Origin of the sequence: Segetibacter sp. (assembly GCF_025963695.1) — a bacterium.
Lineage (GTDB): Bacteria > Bacteroidota > Bacteroidia > Chitinophagales > Chitinophagaceae > Segetibacter.
In genome coordinates this window covers 20,241-44,235 of the sequence record NZ_JAOQAH010000107.1, presented here as the reverse complement: position 1 = coordinate 44,235, position 23,995 = coordinate 20,241, and the positions used below count along the sequence as shown (strand labels likewise).

The 23,995-nt window shown below is 40.9% G+C and carries 14 protein-coding genes; 10 read left to right on the top strand and 4 right to left on the bottom strand.

Features of this window, described 5'->3' with window-relative positions; genetic code table 11:
* Window positions 1-646: 646 nt before the first annotated feature.
* The gene (locus JWR87_RS18855) at window positions 647-2,866 is read right to left on the bottom strand and encodes a DUF4954 family protein (protein ID WP_297823189.1); all 2,220 of its coding nucleotides are present in this window, start codon (window positions 2,864-2,866) and stop codon (window positions 647-649) included.
* Window positions 2,867-3,022: 156 nt separating this feature from the next.
* On the bottom strand, window positions 3,023-4,858 hold the full coding sequence (gene glmS / locus JWR87_RS18850; protein WP_297823187.1) for a glutamine--fructose-6-phosphate transaminase (isomerizing): 1,836 nt from the start codon (window positions 4,856-4,858) through the stop codon (window positions 3,023-3,025).
* 75 nt (window positions 4,859-4,933) lie between these two features.
* Between glmS and JWR87_RS18845 the strand changes: the two genes are divergently transcribed.
* Window positions 4,934-5,533, top strand: coding sequence for a GNAT family protein (locus JWR87_RS18845; RefSeq protein ID WP_297823186.1), 600 nt, complete (start codon window positions 4,934-4,936; stop codon window positions 5,531-5,533).
* A gap of 256 nt (window positions 5,534-5,789) precedes the next feature.
* Here JWR87_RS18845 and JWR87_RS18840 read toward each other — a convergent pair whose 3' ends face one another.
* Together JWR87_RS18840 and JWR87_RS18835 are read right to left on the bottom strand one after the other, a co-directional pair.
* On the bottom strand, window positions 5,790-7,946 hold the full coding sequence (locus JWR87_RS18840) for a molybdopterin cofactor-binding domain-containing protein (protein ID WP_297823184.1): 2,157 nt from the start codon (window positions 7,944-7,946) through the stop codon (window positions 5,790-5,792).
* A 6-nt stretch (window positions 7,947-7,952) separates the two neighbouring features.
* Window positions 7,953-8,405 carry a (2Fe-2S)-binding protein gene (locus JWR87_RS18835; RefSeq protein WP_297823182.1) on the bottom strand — a complete coding sequence of 151 codons (453 nt, stop codon included), beginning with the start codon at window positions 8,403-8,405 and terminating at the stop codon, window positions 7,953-7,955.
* 415 nt (window positions 8,406-8,820) lie between these two features.
* On the opposite strand from JWR87_RS18835, the gene JWR87_RS18830 reads away from it, so the two are divergent.
* The 9 genes from JWR87_RS18830 (at window position 8,821) to JWR87_RS18790 (ending at window position 23,892) form a co-directional block, all read left to right on the top strand.
* Entirely contained in the window at window positions 8,821-9,243 is a 423-nt protein-coding gene (locus tag JWR87_RS18830; protein WP_297823180.1) for a hypothetical protein, read from the top strand.
* A gap of 226 nt (window positions 9,244-9,469) precedes the next feature.
* Window positions 9,470-9,889, top strand: a complete 420-nt coding sequence (locus tag JWR87_RS18825; RefSeq protein ID WP_297823178.1) for a c-type cytochrome — start codon at window positions 9,470-9,472, stop codon at window positions 9,887-9,889.
* A 202-nt stretch (window positions 9,890-10,091) separates the two neighbouring features.
* Window positions 10,092-10,856, top strand: a complete 765-nt coding sequence (locus tag JWR87_RS18820; protein WP_297823176.1) for a ThuA domain-containing protein — start codon at window positions 10,092-10,094, stop codon at window positions 10,854-10,856.
* Between the two features lie 20 nt (window positions 10,857-10,876).
* Window positions 10,877-13,177: a c-type cytochrome gene (locus JWR87_RS18815; RefSeq protein ID WP_297823173.1), complete on the top strand. Its 2,301-nt coding sequence runs from the start codon at window positions 10,877-10,879 to the stop codon at window positions 13,175-13,177.
* Window positions 13,178-13,731: 554 nt separating this feature from the next.
* Entirely contained in the window at window positions 13,732-16,473 is a 2,742-nt protein-coding gene (locus JWR87_RS18810) for a c-type cytochrome (RefSeq protein WP_297823170.1), read from the top strand.
* A 200-nt stretch (window positions 16,474-16,673) separates the two neighbouring features.
* On the top strand, window positions 16,674-17,798 hold the full coding sequence (locus tag JWR87_RS18805; RefSeq protein ID WP_297823167.1) for an aldose 1-epimerase family protein: 1,125 nt from the start codon (window positions 16,674-16,676) through the stop codon (window positions 17,796-17,798).
* Window positions 17,799-17,986: 188 nt separating this feature from the next.
* A complete protein-coding gene (locus JWR87_RS18800; RefSeq protein WP_297823163.1) occupies window positions 17,987-21,073 on the top strand; it encodes a TonB-dependent receptor in 3,087 nt (1,028 codons plus the stop codon).
* A 44-nt stretch (window positions 21,074-21,117) separates the two neighbouring features.
* Window positions 21,118-22,632 carry a RagB/SusD family nutrient uptake outer membrane protein gene (locus tag JWR87_RS18795; protein WP_297823161.1) on the top strand — a complete coding sequence of 505 codons (1,515 nt, stop codon included), beginning with the start codon at window positions 21,118-21,120 and terminating at the stop codon, window positions 22,630-22,632.
* 36 nt (window positions 22,633-22,668) lie between these two features.
* Window positions 22,669-23,892: a hypothetical protein gene (locus JWR87_RS18790; protein ID WP_297823159.1), complete on the top strand. Its 1,224-nt coding sequence runs from the start codon at window positions 22,669-22,671 to the stop codon at window positions 23,890-23,892.
* The last annotated feature ends 103 nt before the right edge of the window (window positions 23,893-23,995 follow it).

The window sequence follows — 23,995 nt, the reverse complement described above, 5'->3', positions numbered from 1 at the left end:
ATAAATGACTAACCGGACAGGAGAAGTTGTCCGTTTTTTGAAAGCAATGTCTTGGTGTTTTTTTTTGAACTACCTGAAGTTTGTGCACCCGAATTATTAAAAAACGCTTAAAGGGGAAAGTGGTTAGAAAAAACGCTTTTCTTCAGGTTTTAACAACTTTTTTTATTAAAGAAGCCAAATGTTAAAAAAGAACTTTAACTTTATGCTGAAATAACTACGGGTTGTTTTATAGGGCTAATTGCTAAAACCGGTCTTATTTGCTCCATACTATGAAAAGCCACCTCAGCGCTTTGTAATTTATTAATCACCATTATAATTATTTGTACTATGGACAAATCTACACACAATCACGATTTAATTGAAAAGGTAACTCTTGCTATTATTGTAGCAGGGGTAATAGGCTACTGGGCTTATATATTACTGGGGCATGGTTTAGGATAACTTCTAACGGTCTCCGGATCCTTTTCTAGTTTTATTATCCCAAAATCTGAGATATGCTGCAATTGTGTTTCAACCAAAACCTGTTGCAGCTTTTTATTTTTATTACGGGCACCGGAAGTCTATTAGCCTCGTTGGCAACACATAACCAACTGGGTTTCCAAATACATAATGTTGCTTGATGTCTTCTACTGTAGAAAAAAGAAGTTTACTTCCAGTTAAGATAAGTCTCCGCCTGCTTTTTATAATTTTCCAATGCTTCTCTTTGCTGTTTAATAAATGAGATGTCTTCCAGTTTGCCTACTACTGCATCCATTTCTTCCTGGTTTTCGAATGGCATCTTTCTGAAAGAATTGGTGTAGTCTTTGGCTCTCGATTCGTAAATTCCTTGTGTCATCCATTCTTTTGTCGCAATCCCTGATCTTACTAAATTATCAAAACTTTTTTTATCCATTTTCCCTACGTGAGAACCCGTTGCTTTATGAAATGCTGCTAATGCATGAGCAAGCTTTTGACTCTTATACAAATCTGCTTGTTGCAAATAGAAGTCATGCAATGCATCCCAAGACTTTAATTTACCTGCACGAATTCTTTTTGTCAATTGGTTCACTTCCGCGCGTGGTATTAGTTGTCCACCAACGTTCATCCAATCTTCGAGGCTGTATTTTGAGGGCAATGAGGCTAGCAAGTCCTGAAAGCCTTTTATTTCTTTTTCTTTTATCAAGCCTATTACTTCGTTCACGCAATAGTATTGAATGAGTTCTTTAAAGAGGTTGTAAGCCCGCAATACTTTAATGAGAACTACTTTTCTTTTTGTATTCTCAAAACCTTCGGCCAGTATCTCTAACTCATTTACTTGTAGATCGCCGGTTTCTAATAGTTGTTTTCCTTTAGTTGTTGCTTCAGCATCAGTCACCGCTGCATCCGGACTTTCTTTTTTATACCATGCTTTTCCAGTAAGTAGTTGAAATAACATAAGTGCTTCAACCATTTCATTGATACTATCCGGTGCCAGGTACTCATTCTCTAGGTGCTGTATTTTTTCCTGGCGTTTATCCCGATCGAGGTATTTCCAACCGTTTCTCTCTAGCGCATACATATTGTACATAAACCAATAAGCAGGCATTACAACTAACTTGTTATTAGTAACATCGTTGCTGACTAAAGAAAAGGGTATGGGAATGTTTAATTCAGCGGGGTAGTCGCCCTTAGCAACAATAGTAAACGTGGCAAATTTTGTGTTGTGTTTTAGGCTAACACATAAGCCCGGCCAAAAGCCTCTTCCTGCCATCAGCTCACCATCTGCGCTGCGACTGTTATGATTTGAACCAATGGTTGCTCCGGCAGCAATATTACTTTGACCCATGACAGTAGCGGCAGTAAGAAAAGAGTTGTTGTGGTGCTGTTCGTGCGCAGGAAAGATGAGTGAATTTAAAACTTCGCAACAGGATATAGTGGAATTGTTGCCAAGGTAAGAGTTGATAAGACGGGCGCCATATTTCAATTGAGAATGAGATGCCATTACAAACCTCACAGCCTTAACGCCATAAAAAGCGCGGCAGCCAAATCCCATGACTCCGTTTACCATTTCGCACCCTTCACCAATTTGGGATTTGCCTTCAGGCCCGGAATTGATTGTAAGATTTTTTAGCTTGTTGGCACCTTTTAAATAAGCATCAGAACCTATCCATACATCTTTTACAATTCTACAATTTTTAATTACGGTTCTATCGCCAACTTTACCATAATAGCCTCTTCTTTTATCGAACTTTGCCTCCGTAAACTCTTTAAACTTCTGAAGCAACACTTCATCATCTCTGAATTTTGTCCATAAGTAAGCGTCTCCGGGCAGCATGCCGTTGAATGGAATTACTTTACGTCCGCCGTTTTCATTGCTAAGTTCCATCCATATTCTAATGTCTTCAGCCTCACCTTCTTTTAAAATACCGTTACCGAATTTTGCATGATCTGTGGTTACCAGCTCATTTACATTGGTAATAATTACTTCGCTTCCGATGATGTAGTGAGACAAGTAATTGACATTGTCGATCACCACGTTGTCACCAAAGTCGCAGCTAATGATGGTAGAGTTATATAAACCAACAGGAACCTTGAGGTCACTAAATTCAAGCACAAAAGGCTCAAGTTTTCCAATTCTTACCAATCCAAAAAACTTACAGTTCTTAACCAGTTCCGGATTGAAAGCATCGGAAACCAAGAGTTTATTCCAGTTTTCAGAAGTGTTTCTGTTGCGTACCAATACTTCAATCTCGTAGGCAGAAAGCTGCCGGTAGTTAATGCCGTTTTGGTTTTGAAAGTTTCTTAAGTAATATTCATCCTTTCCTTTCGGTAAATATTGAGGAGCAACAAATCCGTAACCGAGTGAAGTGATGCTTTTTTTACGAATATCATTAATGTTAGAAGGCATGGAAGAAAAATTTTACTTCAAACCGTTGAAGGTGTTAAAGTACCAGATGAAATAATGCTCAATTTTTTTATTCAGTACAAGTGAGTGACACAACCATGTTGATGGAATTACTACTGGCAGTTACCAAAAAAATCTTCTTACAACTACAACTCCGTTTTATTCGACCGTAACTGATTTGGCAAGATTGCGCGGTTTATCAACATCCAAACCTTTTGCAATACCGATGTAGTAACTCAGTAACTGAAGAGGAATCACACTTAGCAACGGAGCCAGGGCTTCATCTGCGTCTGGAACAAACATTACATCATCGGCCATTCCTGGTATAATTTCATCGCCTTCAGTTGCAACAGCTATAACTTTACCTTTTCGCGCCTTAATTTCCTGCACGTTCGAAACAATCTTTTCGTAATATTTATCTTTTGTTGCCACAAATACCACCGGCAGTTTATCATCAACAAGCGCTATTGGGCCATGCTTCATTTCGGCAGCAGGGTAACCCTCGGCGTGTATGTAAGAAATCTCTTTCAGCTTTAAAGCGCCCTCAAGAGCCACAGGAAAATTATAGCCGCGACCGAGGTAAAGGAAGTCGCTGGCATCTTTATATTTTTCTGCAATTGCCTGTATGTTTGAAGTGTCTTTTAAGATCTGGGCAACTTTTTCAGGAATGTCGTGCAATTCCATTAGAAGGTGCTGGTATCTTTTTTCGTCAATTGTACCTTTTGCATAAGCTATTTTCAAAGCCATCATAGCCAGTACAGCCAACTGGCCGGTGAAAGCTTTTGTACTTGCTACGCCAATTTCGGGACCAGCATGGGTGTAAGCACCCGCGTTACTCAATCTTGCTATACTGCTGCCCACTGCATTCACTACTCCGAAAATAAAAGCACCTTTTTCTTTTGCATTTTCGAGAGCCACCAGCGTATCTGCAGTTTCACCGCTTTGTGAAATGGCAACGATAACATCGCCTTTATTAATGACGGGGTTGCGGTAACGAAACTCGCTGGCATATTCTACTTCAACCGGTATGCGACATAAATCTTCGATCAAATACTCGGCAAGAAGACCTGCGTGCCAGCTTGTACCGCAAGCCACCATTACAATTCTTTGTGCATTAATTAAGGCATTCAAATGATTGTCTATCCCGTTCATGGTGATTGTACCGGCAGCAGGGTTTAAACGACCACGAAGGCAATCTAAAATACTTTGAGGTTGGTCGTAAATTTCCTTCAACATGAAATGGTCATAGCCGCCTTTTTCAATCGCCGCCAATTCCATGTCGAGCTTTTGGATAAAAGGGGTTTGCTTTTCATTACCGAGATTTTTAAGTATCAACTCGTCGGGCCTCACTATGGCTATCTCGTAGTCGTTTACATAAACCACTTCCTTGGTATACTCAATGATGGGAGAAGCATCTGACGCAAGGAAATGCTCGCCTTTGCCGATTCCAATAACAAGCGGGCTACCCTTTCTTGCAGCAATAATTGTTTCAGGATCATCTTTATCCACCAACAGCACGCAATAGGCGCCAACCACTCTTTTGAGCGCAATACGTAAGGCTTGTTCTAGCGTGCAATTGTTGTTTTGCTTTATATCTTCTATAAAGTTTAGTAGTACTTCGGTGTCTGTGTCGCTCTTAAAATGGTAGCCTTTGTTTACCAGCTCTTGTTTTATTGATGCATAATTTTCTATAATGCCATTATGTATCATGGCAAAACCACCTCCGGCACTTTGATGGGGATGTGCATTTCTATCGCTTGGTTCTCCGTGTGTTGCCCATCGTGTATGACCAATGCCCACGTGTGCATGCATGTCTTTGCCTATAACAAACTCTTCGAGTTCACTCACTTTACCTTTCTTCTTGTAAACTTTCAATCCACTGTTTACCAATGCCACTCCCGAACTGTCATATCCCCGGTATTCCAATCTTTTCAATCCTTTTAAAATAACCGGATATGCCTCGCGAGGACCGGTGTAACCTACAATTCCGCACATGATTTACTTATAATTTTGGGTGCAATATCCTTATTTTTAATCAACTAAAGCCAACTCTGCCATACAGCTTATACTATGAAAAATCACATTGACCTTACTAACGAATATGTTTTAGAGAACTCAAACGTATTACTACGTCCCATGCGTATTTCCGATCTCAACAATTTACTGAAGTTCAGCATCGAAGAACCCCATCTTTGGAAGTACTCGTTGGTGACCGCTGCCGGCGCGGAAAACCTGCAAAAGTATATTCAGCTAGCGGAAAAAGGCAGGGCTCAACAGAAGGAGTACGCCTTTATAGTATTTGATAAAAAGAGAAACGAATATGCGGGTAGTACGAGGTTTTACGATATTCAACCCGAGTATCAAACGGTGCAGTTGGGTTACACCTGGTATGGAAAAGACTTCCAGGGAACGGGGGTAAATAAGAACTGCAAGTACCTGTTGCTGGAGTTTGCCTTTGAGACCTGGGAAGTGGAGCGGGTTGAATTTAGAGCGGACAATAACAACGAAAGAAGTATTGCCGCTATGAAAAGCATTGGTTGCACAGTAGAAGGAGTATTAAGGAGTAATATGCCAAAACGTGAGGGGGGAAGAAGAGATTCAATTGTTTTATCCATTTTGAAGCCGGAATGGAAGGATGGGATAAAAGAGAATTTGAAAAAGAGAATTTGAAATTTTTATGTTCCAATCGTTACAGCTTCGATTAAACATGCTTGCGTCGCAGTACGTTCATCAGTTTTGGTACTATTTGGCTTAGTTCAGTTAATACTGTTCGAAAAAAAATGAATGTATAGTTCATGTAAAAGGCAGATAAAAGTTCAATAGTATTTCTGCAAGCACAAGGGAGTGACACAACGATGATGAACAAAGCTCCCACAGCTGGTTAGCAAAAAGATTAAAACACTTATCACGCTTCTGGCCTACACTGCTAACTTATCACTCCGTTAGGCAGCATTGGTAAAGTACTTAGTCCTACACCTGAAGCATCAAGTATGGCATTGCGGATGGCAGGGGCAATACCTATTATAGCTGCTTCTCCGGCTCCGGCAGAAGGAAGGTCTTTACGATCGATAGTTATAATTTGCATCTTTGGCATATCGCTAAAACGGGGAACTCTATAGGCAGAAAGGCTTGAGTTAAGAATTTTTCCGCCGGCAAAATTAATTGCTTCAAATAAAGCTCCGCCGAGACCCTGCACCATAGATCCCATTATTTGACTTTCTAAATGAAGTGGATTAACAATTGCGCCACACTCAAACGCCTGGGTTACCCTAATCACCTTTACCTCCTTGTGAGCATTAACCACTACTTCTGCACATGTTGCTACATAACCGCCTTTATCAAGACCACATGCAATTCCATACCCGTGCCCCGTTGCTTTTGCCGAAGTTTTCCAACCAAATGCTTTAGCTGCCGTTTCCAAAACCGCAGTAAGCCGGGCATCATCAGCGTTTTTCAAACGAAAATCAAGCTGGTCCATCTTAACCAGGCGAGCCAGATCGGTTATATGAGATTCGCGTGCAAAAACATTGGCTGTAGCTGCTAGCCCGCGGTAAGAACCTTGCTTTAATGGGGTATTCGAAGGAATATGGGCTATGTGGTGGTTTAGAATTTTGTACTGGGTATTAATTGCTGCACCCCCCGAATTATAATTAAGGAATTTCCAGGCAGTAATGGTACCATCGTTCTTAACGCCACTGTTTACTTCAATTAACCCTCCCGGTCTGAAGTACGCCCATGTAAACTCTTCCTCCCTTGTCCATACTACTTTGACTGGCTTTTTTGCTTCCTGCGATAATCGTGCAGCTTCTATTGCGGCTTCACCTGTATGTTTACCCCCATAGCCGGACCCCGTGTCAGGCATTATTACACGTACTTTTTCTTTGGGTAGTTTAAAAATTTCAGATAAGTCCTGCTGCACGCCAAAAGGTCGTTGTGTTCCTGTCCACACTGTAAGTTTACCGCCTGCCCATTGCGCAAGTGCTGCTCTTGGTTCTAGTGGTACGTGTGCTATATAACTAATATTATAAGTTTTGGTATGGGTGTGATCGGCGGTTTTCAATCCCTCTTCAATGTTGCCCTTGGGGTCACCTGAATTTCTGCCACCCCCAACCCCGGAGCCATTCTTCACGAGATAATCAAAAATCGTAGAATTAGAGGGTTGCCCAGTAGTTTCATCCCATTTTGCTTTAATAGCATGCAAAGCTTTGCCGGCTGTTCTTATATCAGGAGCAGCTACGCCCACAAAGTCTCCTTCGTGCACAACAACGACACCCGGAAAAGCTTTTGCCTTTGAAACATCTGCTTCAATTAATTTAGCTCCGTATGAAGGTGCCCGCAGTATTTTTCCATAAAGCATCCCGGGCACTTTCATATCCGAAACATACTCATGCTTTCCTGTTAAGAAAGATCGTCCGTTTACTTTTGGTACCGTCTTTCCTGCCACTTTCCAGTCAGCTGCAGCCGTAACAGGGGCTTCATTAGAAATAGGTAGCAGTAGTTGTTGTCCCTTTGTTAATTCCCCAAATTTTATCTTATTATTGGTTGTAGTATTTACCACTATTCCTTCATCCACCTTTAAAGATTTAGGGTCTACATTCCAGGTTTTTGCAGCCATTTCTATCAATGCAAGCCGTGCTGTTGCAGCAGCCCTGCGTAGTTGACCTCCCATCTGCGGAGTGCTGCGGCTTCCAAAAGTACCGGCATCGTAAGGCACAAGGTCAGTGTCACCCATTACCATTTTGATAGAAGTTATCGGCACATGTAACTCCTCTGCTACAATTTGAGATAATGATGTCCGTATATTTTGTCCTACTTCTACTTTGCCGGTATAAACACTTACTGTTCCATCTTCTCCAATATGTATCCAAGCACCTACCTGGTTTGTCGGAAGCACGGAAGAGCCGGGTGGTAGAGTTTCACCGGCAAATAAAAACATGTCGGGCAATACAAAGGCAACAGCTAAACCGCCTCCAAATAGTTTCAAGAATTTTCGACGATCAAGTCCTGAAGGGTACGCTGGTTTTTGCGGCAGTTCATGCTCGTCTGGCTCAAAAGAGTGACGAATATTATGCTTGTTGTCCATGGTTTCTTATTTGTGGTTTGAAGCCAATTTAATAGCATTAACAATATTGATATAAGTGCCGCAACGGCAAATATTTCCATTCATTGCTGTTACGATAGCATCATCAGTAGGAGCTGGATTATTGTTAAGCAGGGCCACTGCCGACATAATCATTCCCGAAGCACAATACGAACATTGAAATGGATCCGATTGAAGGAAAGCTTCCTGTACCGGGTGAAGAGAACCGTTTTTTTCAAGACCTTCTATTGTAGTGATCTCTTTTCCAACAACTGAACCTATTGTTGTAATACAGGCTCGCGATGGTGTTCCGTTAATAAGTACTGTACATGCGCCACAAGCTCCCTCACCGCAACCGTACTTACTACCGGTTAAATTAAGCTCGTTTCGTAAAACACTTAATAACTCCACGTCTGGCTCCAGTGAAACTTCGTGCTTTACACCGTTTACAATTAACACCATGATTTAAGCTTTAGAATAGTGAATTTACAAAAATCAACCCGAATGAAATTTGTAGATTAGATAACTCAGTCATAAAAGAAAGATTTCCCCGGATTTTTACAGAGGCAACCTTTGAACAAGTGGTTTTAAGCTTTCAGGATAAAAAAAATAGAATTAATTATTGCCTAAAGTGCCTATAGAATATAGTCTCCGGATAGGAGTACAAACTTGTGTAATTGAGGGTAATAGAACGTAGGGCTATTTTTTATTGTAATATTTTTGGTAGTCGACTTTTGCTTTTTATTTCAACATTCTTGCGTCGCACCATTGTACATTCAGTAGCCACTTCAACTGCTTGCATCTGACGATCCGGATGTTGTAATCTCTTTTCCATTTACCTTTATAACACATTTTCGCACACTTTTAAATTTAATTTATGGCTAAAACAAGTTCTACCACCAAAAAGCAAAACAAAATCGACTTACAAAATCTTTCAGAGCGAGATCGTGATTTTTTGTTTTTGGATGTGAAAGACTCGATGAAAAAGTATAAGATTGAAAAACAGGGAGTTTATGACAGACGATTTGCTTTAAATAAAAAACTTCGCGAAGCAGGGATAACTGCAGAGCAGGTTTTAGGTGGTAAGGTAGTTCCAAAAAAAGCTAAAGCAAAGAGGGAAGAAGCTACAGCAGATTCAATAAATGTATCTCGTGAGTTAATGGTTGTTCCTGAGAAAAGTATCCCCGTTATAATGAAGCCCATAGAAATTAACTTTGAAAATTTTTCTATAAAATTAAATGGGGTTCCAAAAAAGATCTCGGTAAATCCTGATACCCATGCAATCGAAATAGATCTGTAAGTTTCAATGTTTAAAAACAGCCTATAAAAAAGTGCATCGTTATACAAGTCTATTAGATGGTAGAGTTGTATATGGAGTTTACCGATACAAGCTAAAGGTTTACATATTAAACAGGTTATTTGTACTATTATATAAATTTAATTGTGAGCTTTACCAAAGAAAAGTTGAGCATCCTTTAAACCAAAGGCGTATTTTTAATTCCAACAGAAAACACTTAAGTAATCATATGAAAAAAGCATCTATTTTATTTTTTAGTTTATTAATTGGAGGATTTGGGAATTATTATTCTTTTTCCCAGACTAAACAACCTGCAAAAAAGACTACTACTAAAACAGTAACTACAAAGACCACCACTTCGGGAAACAATAATGCATCTAAAGCGGACATAGAAGCTGGAAAAAACCTTATTTCTAAATCAGACTGTCTTGCTTGTCATCAGTTAAAAGTTAAGGTTGTTGGACCTGCTTACAGCGCGGTTGCTGCAAAATACCCTGCCACTGATGCTAACATCGATAAATTAGCAGGTAAAATAATAAAAGGCGGTGCAGGAGCATGGGGCCAAATTCCAATGTCGCCACATCCGCAAATTGCAGAGGCTGACGCAAAAAAAATGGTAAAATACATACTTTCTTTAAAGGGCAAATAAACCCGATAGTACTGGTTACATTGTAATTCTTGTCTTGCTCAATTTTTAATAAACAGTACAAAGGTGCGACGCAACAATGTAACATAGTTGTAAACAGCCCGGTCCAAATAAATTAACAGCATAACACCCCGAAATTAACCGGGGTGTTATGCTTCACAAACGATTGCTATCTCTAACACTCTCCAAATTATTGCCATTAAATATGAAAAAAAATTTACTCCCCCGATTACAAATGTTTTTTGTAATCCTTCTTTTGGCGGGCGGAAGCGTATCAGCGAAACCACAAAGAGTACTGGTTTTTAGTAAAACCGCCGGATTTCGTCATACTGCCGCTATAGCCTCAGGCAAAATAAGTATTCCTCTGCTCGGCGCTAAGAATAATTTCGAAGTTGATACAACGGAGAACGCCAATGTGTTTACTGGGGAGAACTTGAAAAAGTATGCTGCCGTCGTATTTCTGTGTACAACCGGAAATGTTTTAGACGACCAGCAGCAACAGGCGTTTCAACAATATATTAAATCAGGTGGAGGGTTTGTGGGTTTACATTCAGCAGCAGACACTGAATACGACTGGCCGTGGTACGGCGAACTGAACGGAGCATATTTTAAAAGCCACCCCCGGCAACAGGAAGCAGTGTTTAATATTGTAGATCCCGATAATATAGCCACTGCACATTTGCCCAAGGTCTGGAAGCGTTTTGATGAGTTGTATAACTTTAAATGGATAGGAACAGATATACATGTTTTAATAAACATTGATGAAAACAGTTATACAGGTGGAGCTAATGGCGAAAATCATCCTATGGCATGGTATCATGATTTTGATGGTGGCAGGGCTTTTTATACTGCACTTGGCCACGACAATAAGTCTTATGACGACCCTTTGTACCTACAACATATCTTAGGTGGAATTAAATATGCAATGGGTGCAAATCCTAAAGCATCCACTAAATCTTCTGCTAAATAATCACTTTACTACTTTAATTTATGAAAAGGATATTTTCAATCATATCATTGCTGGCGTTATCTATGCTGGTGTACACTTGCACTGTTACAAAAGGTATTTCAAAAAGCAAGGCGGGCAACCCATATCCTGACCGAACTTTTGACTCCACACCTTCATGGGCTTATTTAAGCCCCGAGGAAAGCCTGAAGACTTTTAACCTGCCCAAGGGCTATCACATAGAACTGGTGGCAAGTGAACCGATGATAAAAGAGCCGGTGGCAATTGCGTGGGATGGAAACGCAAAAATGTATGTTGCCGAAATGCTTACCTATATGCAGGACGCGGATGCCACTAACGAGCGAATGAATGTAAGTCGCATTATGCTTTTGGAGGATACGAATAACGATGGTAAAATGGATAAGAGCAGCGTGTTTATTGATAGTCTTTTATTGCCCCGGATGATTCAATGCATTAATCATGAATTGTTGGTAAATGAAACGAATACTATAACGATAAATAGTTACAGAGACACAAATGGCGATGGGAAAGCAGATGTAAAAAGAACAGTATTCGAAAAGCCAGGATATAGTGTCAGCGATGCAAATATGGAGCATCAAAGAAGCGGATTAGACTGGAACCTTGATAACTATATGTATCTGACATACGATCCAATCAGGTTCAGGTATAAGAACGGAATGTTGCTCGCAGACTCTATACCCGCAGGTACTGGCGGCCAGTGGGGGGTGACGCACGATAACTACGGTCGTTTGTTCTTGTCTAGCGCAGGGGGCGAAAACCCAATGGTCAGGGTACAAATGAATCCGGCTTACGGTGGACTTGATTTGCCGGACCAGGTAAGTGAAGAATTTCAACAGGTTTACCCAGTGGTTGCCACGGCTGATGTGCAAGGTGGTGCGCTAAGAATGCGTGCTGATAGTACACTGAATCATTTTACCGCTTCGTGCGGGCAGTCAATCTACAGGGGTAATTCGCTTCCTGCAGATATGGTTGGAGATTACCTTGTATGCGAGCCTGTTGCCCGAATTATACGGCGCGCAAAAGTGCTTAATATTAAAGGAAAAACAATTGTACAGAATGCCTATTACCGACAGGAGTTTATCGCTTCTAATGATATGTTTTTCCGCCCGGTAAATACATATACCGGACCTGATGGAAATTTGTATATCGTTGACATGCATCGTGGAATTATTCAGCAAGGAAACTGGACAAAGCCGGGATCATATTTGCGTAGCCAGATTGAAGCAAAAGGTATCGCTAAAAATGTAGGGCATGGCCGCATATACCGGGTGGTGTATGACGGATATAAAGAGCAGTCCAAACCAAGAATGTTGGATGAACCGGCAAGCAAATTAGTAACGTATTTAGACCATGCAAATGGCTGGTGGAGAGATAATGCCCAAAAACAGATGGTTGTATTAGGAGATAAATCGGTGGTGCCAACTTTAAAACTGATAGCATCCGGACAACAGGCGACACTGCAGACTAAACCCTCTGCTCTTGCAAGAATACATGCATTATGGACTTTGGAAGGATTGGATGCGATAGATAAAAACATTTTAACTACCGCAATGAAGGACGAGCATCCACAAGTGAGAAAAACTGCTGTATGGATAGCTGAGGCTTTTGTTAAAAAAAATGATGAAGAACTACTGAACCATTTTGCAAATATGAAGGATGATGCAAGTCATGATGTGCGAATACAGCTACTGTTGTCGTTGTATAACGTCAAATCAAAAAAGGCTGAGTCGATAGCACAGGATATACAAGTTAAAAATGCAGACAATGATATGTTCGTTTCAGTTCGTCGTGCAATGGATAGAAATAATGATGTAAAAACATATGGAGCCCGGCTTGGCAATATGCCGCCTGAAGAAAGAAAAATGATTTTAGCTGGAGCAGCTACTTTTTCTTCGCTATGTGTTACCTGTCATGGACCCGCCGGTAAAGGAATTGCTGTGGCCGGCACTTTAGACTTTGCTGCCCCGCCTTTAACTTCATCTACAAAACGGTTGGCAGGTGATAAGTTTAACCTGGTGAAAATAGTGCTTCATGGCTTAACCGGTCCTATCGACGGTAAAACTTATCCTTCTATAATGCCCTCGCTCGGTGCAAATTCAGATGAGTGGGTTGCTTCGGTTATTAATTATGTCAGGTACGAATTTGGAAAGGTTAATTCAAGGCGAAGACCCACTGATACGATTGCTCCGTTTGTTACTCCTGCTGAAGTGAAACTTGTAAGAGAAAAAAATAGTTCAAGAAATAAGCCATGGACGTGGGAAGAGCTCGACAAAACAAGTGGTATAAGCCAGGCTAAAAATTGATTTGCCCTTATTGGTTTCTATATACAGGGCGTTAGATCAGAGAGATTGTGATTAGCTTTCTTAAAGCTACCACTCAAAGTTCCAAGACCATTTAATCAGCAAGTGCAGCAACACTTGCTGATTTTTTTTATTTTAAAATTGATTTGTGTCATGACAGTACATGACAGTTTTATTGTTGGGGGAGTATATTTTGCAATTGATAAAAATTCTAATTACCGCAAAAATTTGGGTTTTTATTGTAAGTTTACTTCTAACGATTCTAAAACGCTTGTCATGAAAATTATTAATTATTATCTCACTGACTCAGGATGTCTCCAAACTCCATTATCGCATTCGTCAGTATATCATTAAAAGCACATTTCTTACCAAGAACGGCTAAAACGAGCTTCCATAGTATTTCTTAAAAAAGTCTATTTGTTGCTTTTAAGCTTTTAATTTCATAGGCTGGTTTCTACTGCTTTAATCTCAGGATGCAACCGTCATATTTACGTCTCACGGCTTTTATAAAGCCACTAAAAGGGTAATTTTTATTTATTATAATAACCAAGTTAATTATGCGCTATAAAGGAAAATTGTCTATTAAATTAATTTTGACTCTTACTGTAGTAATTCTTGTCAGCATTTATTCTACAACAAATAAGAGCACATTCTTCAATCCTGCCGATGACCCTAATCCTAAGATTCAGAAACTAAAGCTTCAGCCAAATTTTAAAGCTGAACATTTGTACAGCCCTTCGGAAGCAGGAAATGGATCGTGGGTTTCAATGACATTTGACGATAAGGGCAGAATGATTACTTCTGATCAGTATGGGTATTTGTATCGCCTTACAATTCCACCCATTGGTGCTGATACAAACACTAACAAATTAAAAGTTGAGAAACTGGAGATTAAGGTTGAAGGCGATACTTCTTCAGGCAAAATAAAAATGGGCTTTGCACAGGGTTTGTTATACGCTTTTAACAGCCTTTATGTAATGGTAAATAATAACCCTACTCCGCCTGCCACCATGAATAGGGGTAGCGGACTTTACCGACTGCAGGATACTGACGGCGATGATCAGTATGACAAAATAACGGTACTTAAAAGTTTGGTAACGCCCGGTGGTGAGCATGGACCGCATAGTATTGTGCTGGCTCCGGATAAACAATCCATCTATGTAATTTCTGGTAACCACACAGATGCTCCTGAAATGGATGCTTACCGTTTACCAAAAACATGGAAAGAGGATAACTTGTTTCCATTAATTAAAGATCCTAACGGACATGCGAATGACCGCTATGCACCAGGTGGCTGGATCGCCAAGATTGACCCGGAGGGAAAGCGCTGGGAACTAATTAGTGCAGGTTATAGAAATGCTTTCGATATAGCCTTCAATGAAGACGACGAGCTTTTTACTTATGATGCGGATATGGAGTGGGACTTTGGAATGCCCTGGTATAGGCCGACCCGTATAAACCATGCAACAAGTGGTAGTGAGTATGGATGGCGCACAGGTAACAGTAAATGGTCTCCTGCTTATCCTGACAATTTACCTGCAGTACTAAATATTGGGCAAGGTTCTCCTACTAACCTTATTACTGTAAAAGATGCGAAGTTTCCTGAAAAATACAGGCGTTCTCTTTTTGCCTTTGATTGGAGCTTTGGAATAATATACGCAATAAAACTGCGTCCTCAGGGCTCCTCTTACACTGCTGACGCCGAAATGTTTCTTTCAGGCTCACCTTTGCCATTAACTGATGGTATTATTGGCCCTGATGGCGCTTTGTACTTTCTTACAGGTGGCCGTAAGCTTGATTCCGATCTTTACAGGGTTTATTATGGAGATAACACATCAACTAATGCACCTTTGACAACTAGCTTGAATCCAGCACAGACCCAGTTACAAAATACCAGGAAACAACTGGAGAAATTTCATGAAGGTCCAAACCCAAATGCGATCGGTACTGTATGGCCATATTTAAAAAATAGTGATCGGTTTATCAGGTATGCAGCACGAATTGCAGTTGAACATCAGCCGGTATCAGAATGGCAGGAAAAAGCGTTAACAGAAAAAGATCCTCAAATACTAACACAGGCCATCATCGCGCTAGCGCGTAGTACTAGTAATGCAGATCTTAAACCCCGAATGGTTAATGCTTTAGCTACTATAAACTTTTCTCAATTGCCAGAATCACAAAAAGTAGATGTTGTAAGGGCTTTTGAATTAATTATTCTACGCATGGGCAAACCAGAAGGTGCTGCATATTCAAAAATGGTAGCGTATCTAAATGCGCAATTTCCGGCAAAAACAAATGAGCTAAATCGTATATTAAGTAAGGTACTGGTAAATGTAGAAGCGCCGGGAGCAGTTTCGAAAACAATGGCGTTAATGGCTGTAGCAAAAGATGATGATAATGGTCAAAAAACTTTTACTAGTTCTTCAGACCTGGTTGCTCGTAACCCGCAGTACGGACTTGATATTGCCGGAATGTTGGCAAAAACACCGCCAGCGCAAAAGATTTATTTTCTTACAGTTTTAAGCGAAGCTAAAACCGGTTGGACGCCTGCGTTACGCGAAAAATATTTTCAGTGGTATAATACTGCCTTTAGTTTTAAAGGAGGCAATAGCTATGTTGGTTTTATAGAAAAAGCCAGAAAAACAGCATTGGCAAACGCTCCTAAAGATAAAGTGGAACATTACAATACACTTTCTGGTAATTCTTTGTTGATAACAAACGGAAGACGGGTTGCTGTAGTCGGAAATCCCAAAGGACCAGGCAGAGACTGGAAAATGGAAGATGCACTACAGGTACTTAGCAAAGATTCTACTGACCGGAATTTTGCCAATGGAAAAATGCTTTTTGGAGCTGCTCTGTGTAGCAATTGCCATAGTATGCGAGGCGAAGGTGCCGGGGCTGTTGGTCCCGACCTGACACAGTTAGGTACACGCTTTTCTAACCGGGATATATTAGAATCGATTATTTTACCAAGTAAGGTAATATCAGATCAATACGCAGCTACAGAATTCCAGATGAAAGATGGCACTACTATAACAGGAAGATTGAAAAATGAGGAAAATGGCAAATATTACATTTCAATGAATCCTTTTTCTCCTCAAACCTTGCAGGTAATTGAAAAAAAGAATGTTGTAGCCACTAAGCTTTCTAATGTATCAATTATGTATCCGGGTACCATTAACAGACTTAATAAGGAAGAACTAAAAGACTTACTGGCTTACCTGACATCGGCAGGTAACAAAAACCACGAGGTATATAAGCCTAAGGCAAATAAAGCTACAACAGCATCGGTTAAATAAGTTAAGGGAGCGATGTAGACTTTACGGTGAATAAAGAGACCACTGTAGAAGTGAGTGACACAACGATGTTTAAAAAAGATAATCAGCTTATCAGCAAAAAAATCTAAAAAGATATGTAAGATATACACCTCGTTTCATTGGTTTTTCAGATAGAAATCAATTTAACGAGGTTGTATTTTTTTTCCGTACAAATGTTTTTCATGGCGTCTTCGTTGTGTCACACACTTGTGCAACCGTTTTTTATTGCTACACTTTACACTATAAAAGGAGGAACAGGTTTGATAGATCAGAGCTGGAGAGGCAAAATATCCAATACTGCTCAACTAGGTGGTATAGAGACATCGGTACTTGATAATGGAGCAGGGCGGGGAACGCGCATAGCGTGGATAAATACAGGAACAGGTCTCAGGTTTAAAGTTGTTATTGACCGTGCGATGGACATAGCAGAAACTTTCTATAGCCAGCACAGCATAGCATGGTTGAGCCAAGGGGGAATAACTGCACCGGAACCTTTTTCAAATTATGGATTAGATTGGTTAAAAACATTCGGCGGAGGATTGCTGACCACTTGTGGTTTAAGCCATGTGGGCGGGCCTGAAGCGGATGAATTTGGACAACGAGGTCTACACGGACAAATAAGCAACATTGCTGCAGAGATAGAGTCTATCATTCAACCTGACCCCACAGCCGGAAAGATGGAGATGAGCATTACCGGAAGGATGAAAGAAAGCCGGGTTCTGGGACCAAACCTAGAACTTAAAAGAACTATATCGGCCACTCTTGGCCAGGCAACTATTAGAATTCACGATGAAGTAGTTAATCGCGGAAATACCCCGGCTCCTCACATGCTTTTATATCATTTCAATTTCGGCTGGCCTTTGGTAAATGAAGGAACCGACATTATTTGGGATGGTAAATGGCAAACCCGCGAGGGAGTTACTAATAATAAGATTTTTAAAGAAGGAAATAATTTCAAAAGATGTCCCGGTACTTTAGCCGAACATGCCGGCACAGGAGAGGAGGTTGCTATGATTGACATAGCCGCTGACACTTCTGGTTGGTGCACCTGTGGACTTCATAACAGTCGTCTTGGCCTTGCCCTTTCGTTGCGCTTTAAGAAAGAACAATTGCCGTGGCTAATTAACTGGCAACATTGGGGTGAGGGGGAATATGTTACCGGCCTTGAACCAGCAACCAACCCGCTCATTGGGCAGGCAAAGGCAAGGGAACGAAAAGAACTGATTTTTCTACAGCCAGGAGAAATAAGATCGTATGATCTGGAACTGGAAGTTGTCCAAGCGACGGGCAGCTCAGTTCGTTTCTAACAAATGAGACGAAGTTCTTTTTTGAAGTATATAATCAGAGTTGCTCAATAATTTTTGAAAAGTGAATTGCGTGCGCGGAAGCACGGTTCACAATCTTTCACCTTAATGTTTTTATATGACGTTGAAATAGCCAGTTGAAAACCAAAACAAAATATTCTTCATTTATTTAAAACGATTGCTTATCCATTATGAAACAATTTTTATTAACAAAGACAAGGAATTTGTATGTACTCTTTGTTCTGCTAGTATCGTGCGAAACAGCATGGGCACAGACAAATCTTAAAGGTAAAGTCTCAGATGATAAAGGTGCTGGTTTATCAGGCGTATCTATTTTAGTAAAGGGAACCGGAAGCGGTACAGGTACCGACGCGAATGGTAATTTTTCTATAAGCCTTCCTTCGGGCAACGGAACTTTAGTGATATCGAGCATTGGATTTATAACACAGGAAGTTGCTGTTAACGGTCGTAGTAGCCTGAATATAAATTTAGCGCCCGATGTCAGGTCTTTGGAAAACGTAGTAGTTATCGGTTATGGTAGCCAGTTGCGAAAAGAAGTAACGGGAGCCGTACAGACTATTAATACGAAAGAGCTTAAAGACATTCCCGTTTCACAAATAACCCAAAAATTGCAAGGGCGGTTAGCAGGTGTTCAAATCAACCAGACCACAGGTAAGCCTGGCCAGGGAATGTCGGTAAGAATACGTGGACAATTGTCAGTATCAGCTGGCAGTGATCCTCTATATGTAGTTGACGGTTTTCCGATTACCGGTAATATCGGTGCATTGAATCCTGACGAAATCGAAACGATTTCTATTTTAAAGGATGCAGCGTCAACTTCTTTGTACGGATCAAGAGCGGCGAACGGAGTAGTGCTGATTTCAACTAAAAAAGGCAGGAAAGGTCAAACAAACGTTAGCTTAAACACTTTTGCAGGAATGCAATACGTTCCTCAAAGAGGTCGGGTGCAAATGATGGATGCAGTTGAATTTGCACAGTTTAAAAAGGAATACTATGAAGATGCCGGTCAGGCTGTGCCTGCTGAATTTCAAAACCCGTCCCAATATCAAGGGAAAAATAATGACTGGTACGGGGCGTTGTTAAGAAAGGCGCCCTTGCAGAGTTATAACCTTACTGTTACTTCCAGCACCGATAAGGTAAGCACTGCTTTGGTTGCAGGAGTTTATAACCAGGAAGGCGTTGTATTGAATAACGTGTACAAAAGGTATTCCTTAAGAATGAATACTGATTATGCCGTTTCAGACAAAGTGAAAATAGGCTTCAATATCGCACCTCAGTACGTTTTTGATAACACCCCAAGAACTGATGGTGACAGGGGAACAGGTATTCTTTTCAACGCCTTGCATACCTGGCCAGTAATGCCTATATATGATCAAAACGGGCAACTGACGAAGGTGAATCGATTTCCTGGTAGTACTGGTAATATATTCGATTACCCCAACTGGGTAAGGGCCGCCCAGGAATTGGTAAATGAAACCAAAACAACAAGCCTGATCTCGAACGCCTATGCACAATACGAACCTATAAAGGGATTGGTTTTAAAATCTACGTTTAACGTTGAGTACCAAAATTTCAGGTTCTTCTTTTTCAATCCTTCCACAGCAACAAGCCAAATCAACGTTCCTATACCCACTACAGCCGTATCGATCAGGCAGGGTAGAGAAGACGTATCGTATCTGAACGAAAATTTAGCTACTTATACCAGGAGTTTTAATGATCATAATTTTGAGTTATTGGGAGGTTTTACCTACCAGAAATTCCGCCAGGAGTTTACCCGCATTCAGGCTGATACTTACACTGATGACAGACTTCCAACAATTCAGGGAGCCCTAAATATAAACCGTGGGGGTACCAACAATGGTGTGCAGGAGTTCGCTCTGACATCTGTTTTGTCAAGGTTAAGTTACAATTACAAAGGCAAATATTTGTTTACTGCTTCAGTACGTAATGATGGCTCTTCCCGCTTTGGTGCGGCTAACAGGTACGGTACTTTTCCTTCTGTTTCCGCGGGTTGGGTAATGTCTGACGAAAACTTTCTGAGGGATGCGAAAAAGATCTCCTTTGCTAAGATTAGGGCTAGTTACGGCGTTGTTGGAAACAATAATATAGGTAACTACACACAATACGCACTTGTAAACAATACCGTAAATGCTGTGTTTGGAAATACTGTTTCCACAGGTGCAGTTGTCACTTCGTTATCTAATTCTAACCTGGGATGGGAAACAACCAAACAAATAGACCTTGGTTTAGATCTGGGGCTTTTTAATGACCGGGTTCAATTCACCTATGACTTCTATACAAAAAACACAACAAATCTGCTATATAGCGTGCAAATTGCACAGGAGTCGGGCTTTGGAAACTTCAATGACAACATTGGCGAAATTAAATTTTGGGGACATGAGTTTGCCGTAACGACCAGGAACACCACGGGGAAATTGAAATGGACGACAAATGCAAATATTTCCTTCAACCGTAATAGGGTTTTAGCTCTTGCTGATGGTATCGATCGCGTATATGGTACTTTTCATATCACACAAGTCGGCCAGCCCTTTGGCCAATTCTATGGAATGCAGGCTGAGGGAGTTTACCTTAACCAGGCTGATCTGGATAAGTCTCCTAAGATTCCTGGTCGATCAACAGTCGGAAGCATTAAGTTGAAGGATGTCAATGGGGATGGCACTATAACTATGGGTGGAAACTTTGACGATCGCACCATAATAGGAAGCCCTTTTCCTAAATTCACTTATGGCCTTGTTAATACTTTAAACTACGGAAACTTCGATTTCACAGTAGTTGGTTCAGGTTCTTACGGCAATCAACTTCTTGTTCGGCATTTATACAGTACGGCTAACCTTGATGGTGTATTCAACATGGTGAAAGAAGTTCAATACCGTTTTAGATCCCCTTCTAATCCGGGAAAAGGTTTTTACGGAACGACTGTTGGTGGTGGTAATGTAACAGGCATTGAAAGAGACTGGATGAATAGCCGCTTTATTACTGACGCTTCTTTTTTCGCTATAAAAAATATAACCCTTGGTTACAATTTAGGTGTTAAGAACAATGTGTTTAAATCTGCCCGCATTTATGCCTCTGTTCAGCAGGTTTACACTTTTACAAAGTACTGGGGGGGGCCTAACCCTGAAACGAGTGCACAAGGTGACGGAAATGGTGATGGCGGAAACCTCAGCCAGGGAATCGACCTTTCTAACTATCCTGTTCCAAGAACTTACACTTTAGGGGTTAATCTTAATTTTTAAGAAAATAGCAAATAATCATTTTCTAACATTTTTACTCCATAATAATGAAAGCAAGAATTATAATCACCGGGCTAATAGGCTTTGTCCTGACCGGCTGCTCTAAAAAATTGGACATAGTCCCAGAGACCTCTCTAAGTTCAGCAACGTTTTTTAAAAACGAATCAGATTTCAAGCAAGCTGTAAACGGGGCATATGTACCTCTTCGCAGTATTGTTAACGATAGATCTTATCTTCTTGGCGAAATGCACTCAGACAATACATATTACTATCGCAATATACTTTTTGGTGCAACCGAGCAACAGGAGAACATTGCAGATTTTAGTATTCCAACTGCAAATGGCATCACTACCAACACACATGTAACCGCACAATACCGGTCGGACTACCAAATTATTGCAAGGGCAAATGAAATTTTAAATACAATAGACAAGGTAGAGTTTGACGCTGCTTCAAAAGCTAATTTAAAAGGGCAAGCACAATTTCTGAGAGCTTATGCATATTTTGAATTAGTAAGATATTTTGGAAAAGTGCCGTTGCATTTAACACCGGTTACCAACAGGCAGGAAGCAGCGCTGCCGCTTGCATCTGTCGACGAAATATTCGCTCAAATTGTAAAGGACGCATCTGCAGCAGCGCAGTCACTGCTACCAAAATCAAAACAGGAAGCTGGTCGTGCAACATCGGGCGCAGCCAAAACTTTGTTGGCGAATGCTTATATAGTTCAGAAAAAATGGGCAGAAGCAGAGGCTCTTTTAAAAGAGGTTGTTAATAGCAACGAATATTCTTTAATGCCTGATTATGCCAATGCTTTTTCTGGTACCAACTCTAATAAAAATAACGCGGAGTCTGTATTTGAAGTGCAGTTTATGGAGGGCTCTGCCGGGTACAATGGTTCTATCATTTATAATTCTTTACCTCGCCCCATGACTGCGGCCGAACTTCTGCCTATTACCGGCACCTCTAATCCCCAGGGCCTTTCGGGGGAGGGTAATAATGCACCTACGCCCGATATCATTGCTGCTTATGAAACTGGAGATAAAAGAAAAGATGCTTCGATTGCTTATGTTACGTTAAGTCAGAGTTTACGTGCTAATAAAGTATATCCATATATTAAAAAGTTTGCAGCACCTCATGCCCAACATGGAAATACAGGTAACAATTTTCCTATTTACAGGTATTCAGAAGTGCTGTTGTTTTTAGCCGAGGCGTTGAACGAACAGGGTAAAGGTGCGGAAGCCTTGCCGTTCTTAAATAGAGTAAGAGACCGCGCTTTTGGTGCCGGCGTTGGTACCATAACTACTACTGGTCAAACTCAATTACGCGATATAATTGCAAAGGAAAGAAGGGTTGAACTAGCTTTTGAGAACAAGCGTTGGTTTGACCTGGTTAGAACAGGTAAAGCTGTCGAAGTAATAACAGCTTATGGAAATAGGGTTAAAGCAAATCCACAGGACTATTATTACCCAGCTGGTGCTGTTCCACCTAATAATGCATTTACTATTCTTGACTTAGTATATGGTCTTCCCGCTGATGAAGCAGCATTAAGTCCGTATTTTTAATTTCTTCGTAAAAACAATAATTCAAAACCAACATTAATGGAAACATTGGAAAAAACAAGCCTGGCAGCACAAGCACTAGAACAGGGCCAGGGAATCTTAAGGCTGGCGCCAACATGGGTACCTCGCTCATTCTGTGTACCCGGTCGGCGAATTAAACTTCATCCTGATGACTATTATGTATTAGGTGGAAATCGGGGTGGAATAGATGAGCGTTGGCTGTCTTCGACAACTCCCGCCAAAAATGGTCCTCTTACCGGTGAAAATGAAGGCTTAAGTAAAGTCGTTTTCAATGATGGAAATAATGAAGAACAGATTCTTTTAAAGGATGCAATCGACGAGTTGAAAGGAGCGTTAATTGGCGACCGCTTATGGAACGAACATGAAAGCTGGCCGATGTATTCAAAGTTCTTCGATAACATGGGTCCTTTGCCACATCACATTCATCACAACGACGAGCATGCTGCCAAAATTGGCCAGTTAGGCAAACCCGAAGCTTATTACTTTCCTCCCCAATTAAATAATCATGGTGGCGATTTTCCCTATACATTTTTTGGCATAGCGCCGGGCACTACAAAAGAACAAATTAAAGAATGCCTGATGAATTTCACTAAGGGTGACAACAAGCTCACCATGTATTCGCAGGCCTTTCCTTTATATCCGGGAACTGGTTGGGATGTTCCTCCTGGAATGTTACATGCCCCCGGTAGTATGTGTACTTATGAGCCCCAAAAAGCTTCTGACGTATTTGCAATGTACCAATCGTTGGTGAATGAAGCCATCATTCCGGAAGAGTTGTTATGGAATGGAACACCCCCTGACCGGATCGGTGATTACGACCAGTTGATGGAAGTAATCGACTGGGATTTAAATGCCAATCCCAATATTTTAGAAACGCGTTTTATGCGTCCTAAACCTGTTAGAGCCCTGGAAGAGATGCAGGCGGAAGGTTACATAGAAAACTGGGTTTGTTATTTGTCCGATGCTTTTAGTGCGAAAGAATTAACGGTTTTACCCGGCCAGACCGTTACCATTAAAGACAGTGCTGCATACGGATTGATTATGATGCAGGGTCATGGTAAAATGGGCGTATGGGACATTGAAACCCCTGCCCTTATCCGCTACGGGCAGTTGACGAACGATGAGTTTTTTGTAAGTGAAAGAGCGGCAATGGAAGGTGTGAAAATAACAAACACTTCAACAACTGATCCGATAGTAATGTTAAAACACTTCGGCCCTCAAAATCCTGATATGGTACTGTAAAGCCTAAACGAGTTAGTAATATTGTAAGCCGGCGCAAGTGCTGCTATTAAGCTTTTCTTGCGTCGCACACTTGTACATTTTTTCTTTAAGCGGCAGTAAAACA

Excerpts from the sequence above, each read along its gene's own strand:
- JWR87_RS18805 (WP_297823167.1), top strand. The coding sequence starts at position 16,674 with ATGGCGTCTTCGTTGTGTCACACACTTGTGCAACCGTTTTTTATTGCT.
- JWR87_RS18835 (WP_297823182.1), bottom strand. The coding sequence starts at position 8,405 with ATGGTGTTAATTGTAAACGGTGTAAAGCACGAAGTTTCACTGGAGCCA.
- JWR87_RS18840 (WP_297823184.1), bottom strand. The coding sequence starts at position 7,946 with ATGGACAACAAGCATAATATTCGTCACTCTTTTGAGCCAGACGAGCAT.
- JWR87_RS18810 (WP_297823170.1), top strand. The coding sequence starts at position 13,732 with ATGCGCTATAAAGGAAAATTGTCTATTAAATTAATTTTGACTCTTACT.
- JWR87_RS18830 (WP_297823180.1), top strand. The coding sequence starts at position 8,821 with ATGGCTAAAACAAGTTCTACCACCAAAAAGCAAAACAAAATCGACTTA.
- JWR87_RS18820 (WP_297823176.1), top strand. The coding sequence starts at position 10,092 with ATGAAAAAAAATTTACTCCCCCGATTACAAATGTTTTTTGTAATCCTT.
- JWR87_RS18795 (WP_297823161.1), top strand. The coding sequence starts at position 21,118 with ATGAAAGCAAGAATTATAATCACCGGGCTAATAGGCTTTGTCCTGACC.
- JWR87_RS18855 (WP_297823189.1), bottom strand. The coding sequence starts at position 2,866 with ATGCCTTCTAACATTAATGATATTCGTAAAAAAAGCATCACTTCACTC.
- JWR87_RS18815 (WP_297823173.1), top strand. The coding sequence starts at position 10,877 with ATGAAAAGGATATTTTCAATCATATCATTGCTGGCGTTATCTATGCTG.
- JWR87_RS18825 (WP_297823178.1), top strand. The coding sequence starts at position 9,470 with ATGAAAAAAGCATCTATTTTATTTTTTAGTTTATTAATTGGAGGATTT.
- JWR87_RS18800 (WP_297823163.1), top strand. The coding sequence starts at position 17,987 with ATGAAACAATTTTTATTAACAAAGACAAGGAATTTGTATGTACTCTTT.
- JWR87_RS18845 (WP_297823186.1), top strand. The coding sequence starts at position 4,934 with ATGAAAAATCACATTGACCTTACTAACGAATATGTTTTAGAGAACTCA.
- glmS (WP_297823187.1), bottom strand. The coding sequence starts at position 4,858 with ATGTGCGGAATTGTAGGTTACACCGGTCCTCGCGAGGCATATCCGGTT.
- JWR87_RS18790 (WP_297823159.1), top strand. The coding sequence starts at position 22,669 with ATGGAAACATTGGAAAAAACAAGCCTGGCAGCACAAGCACTAGAACAG.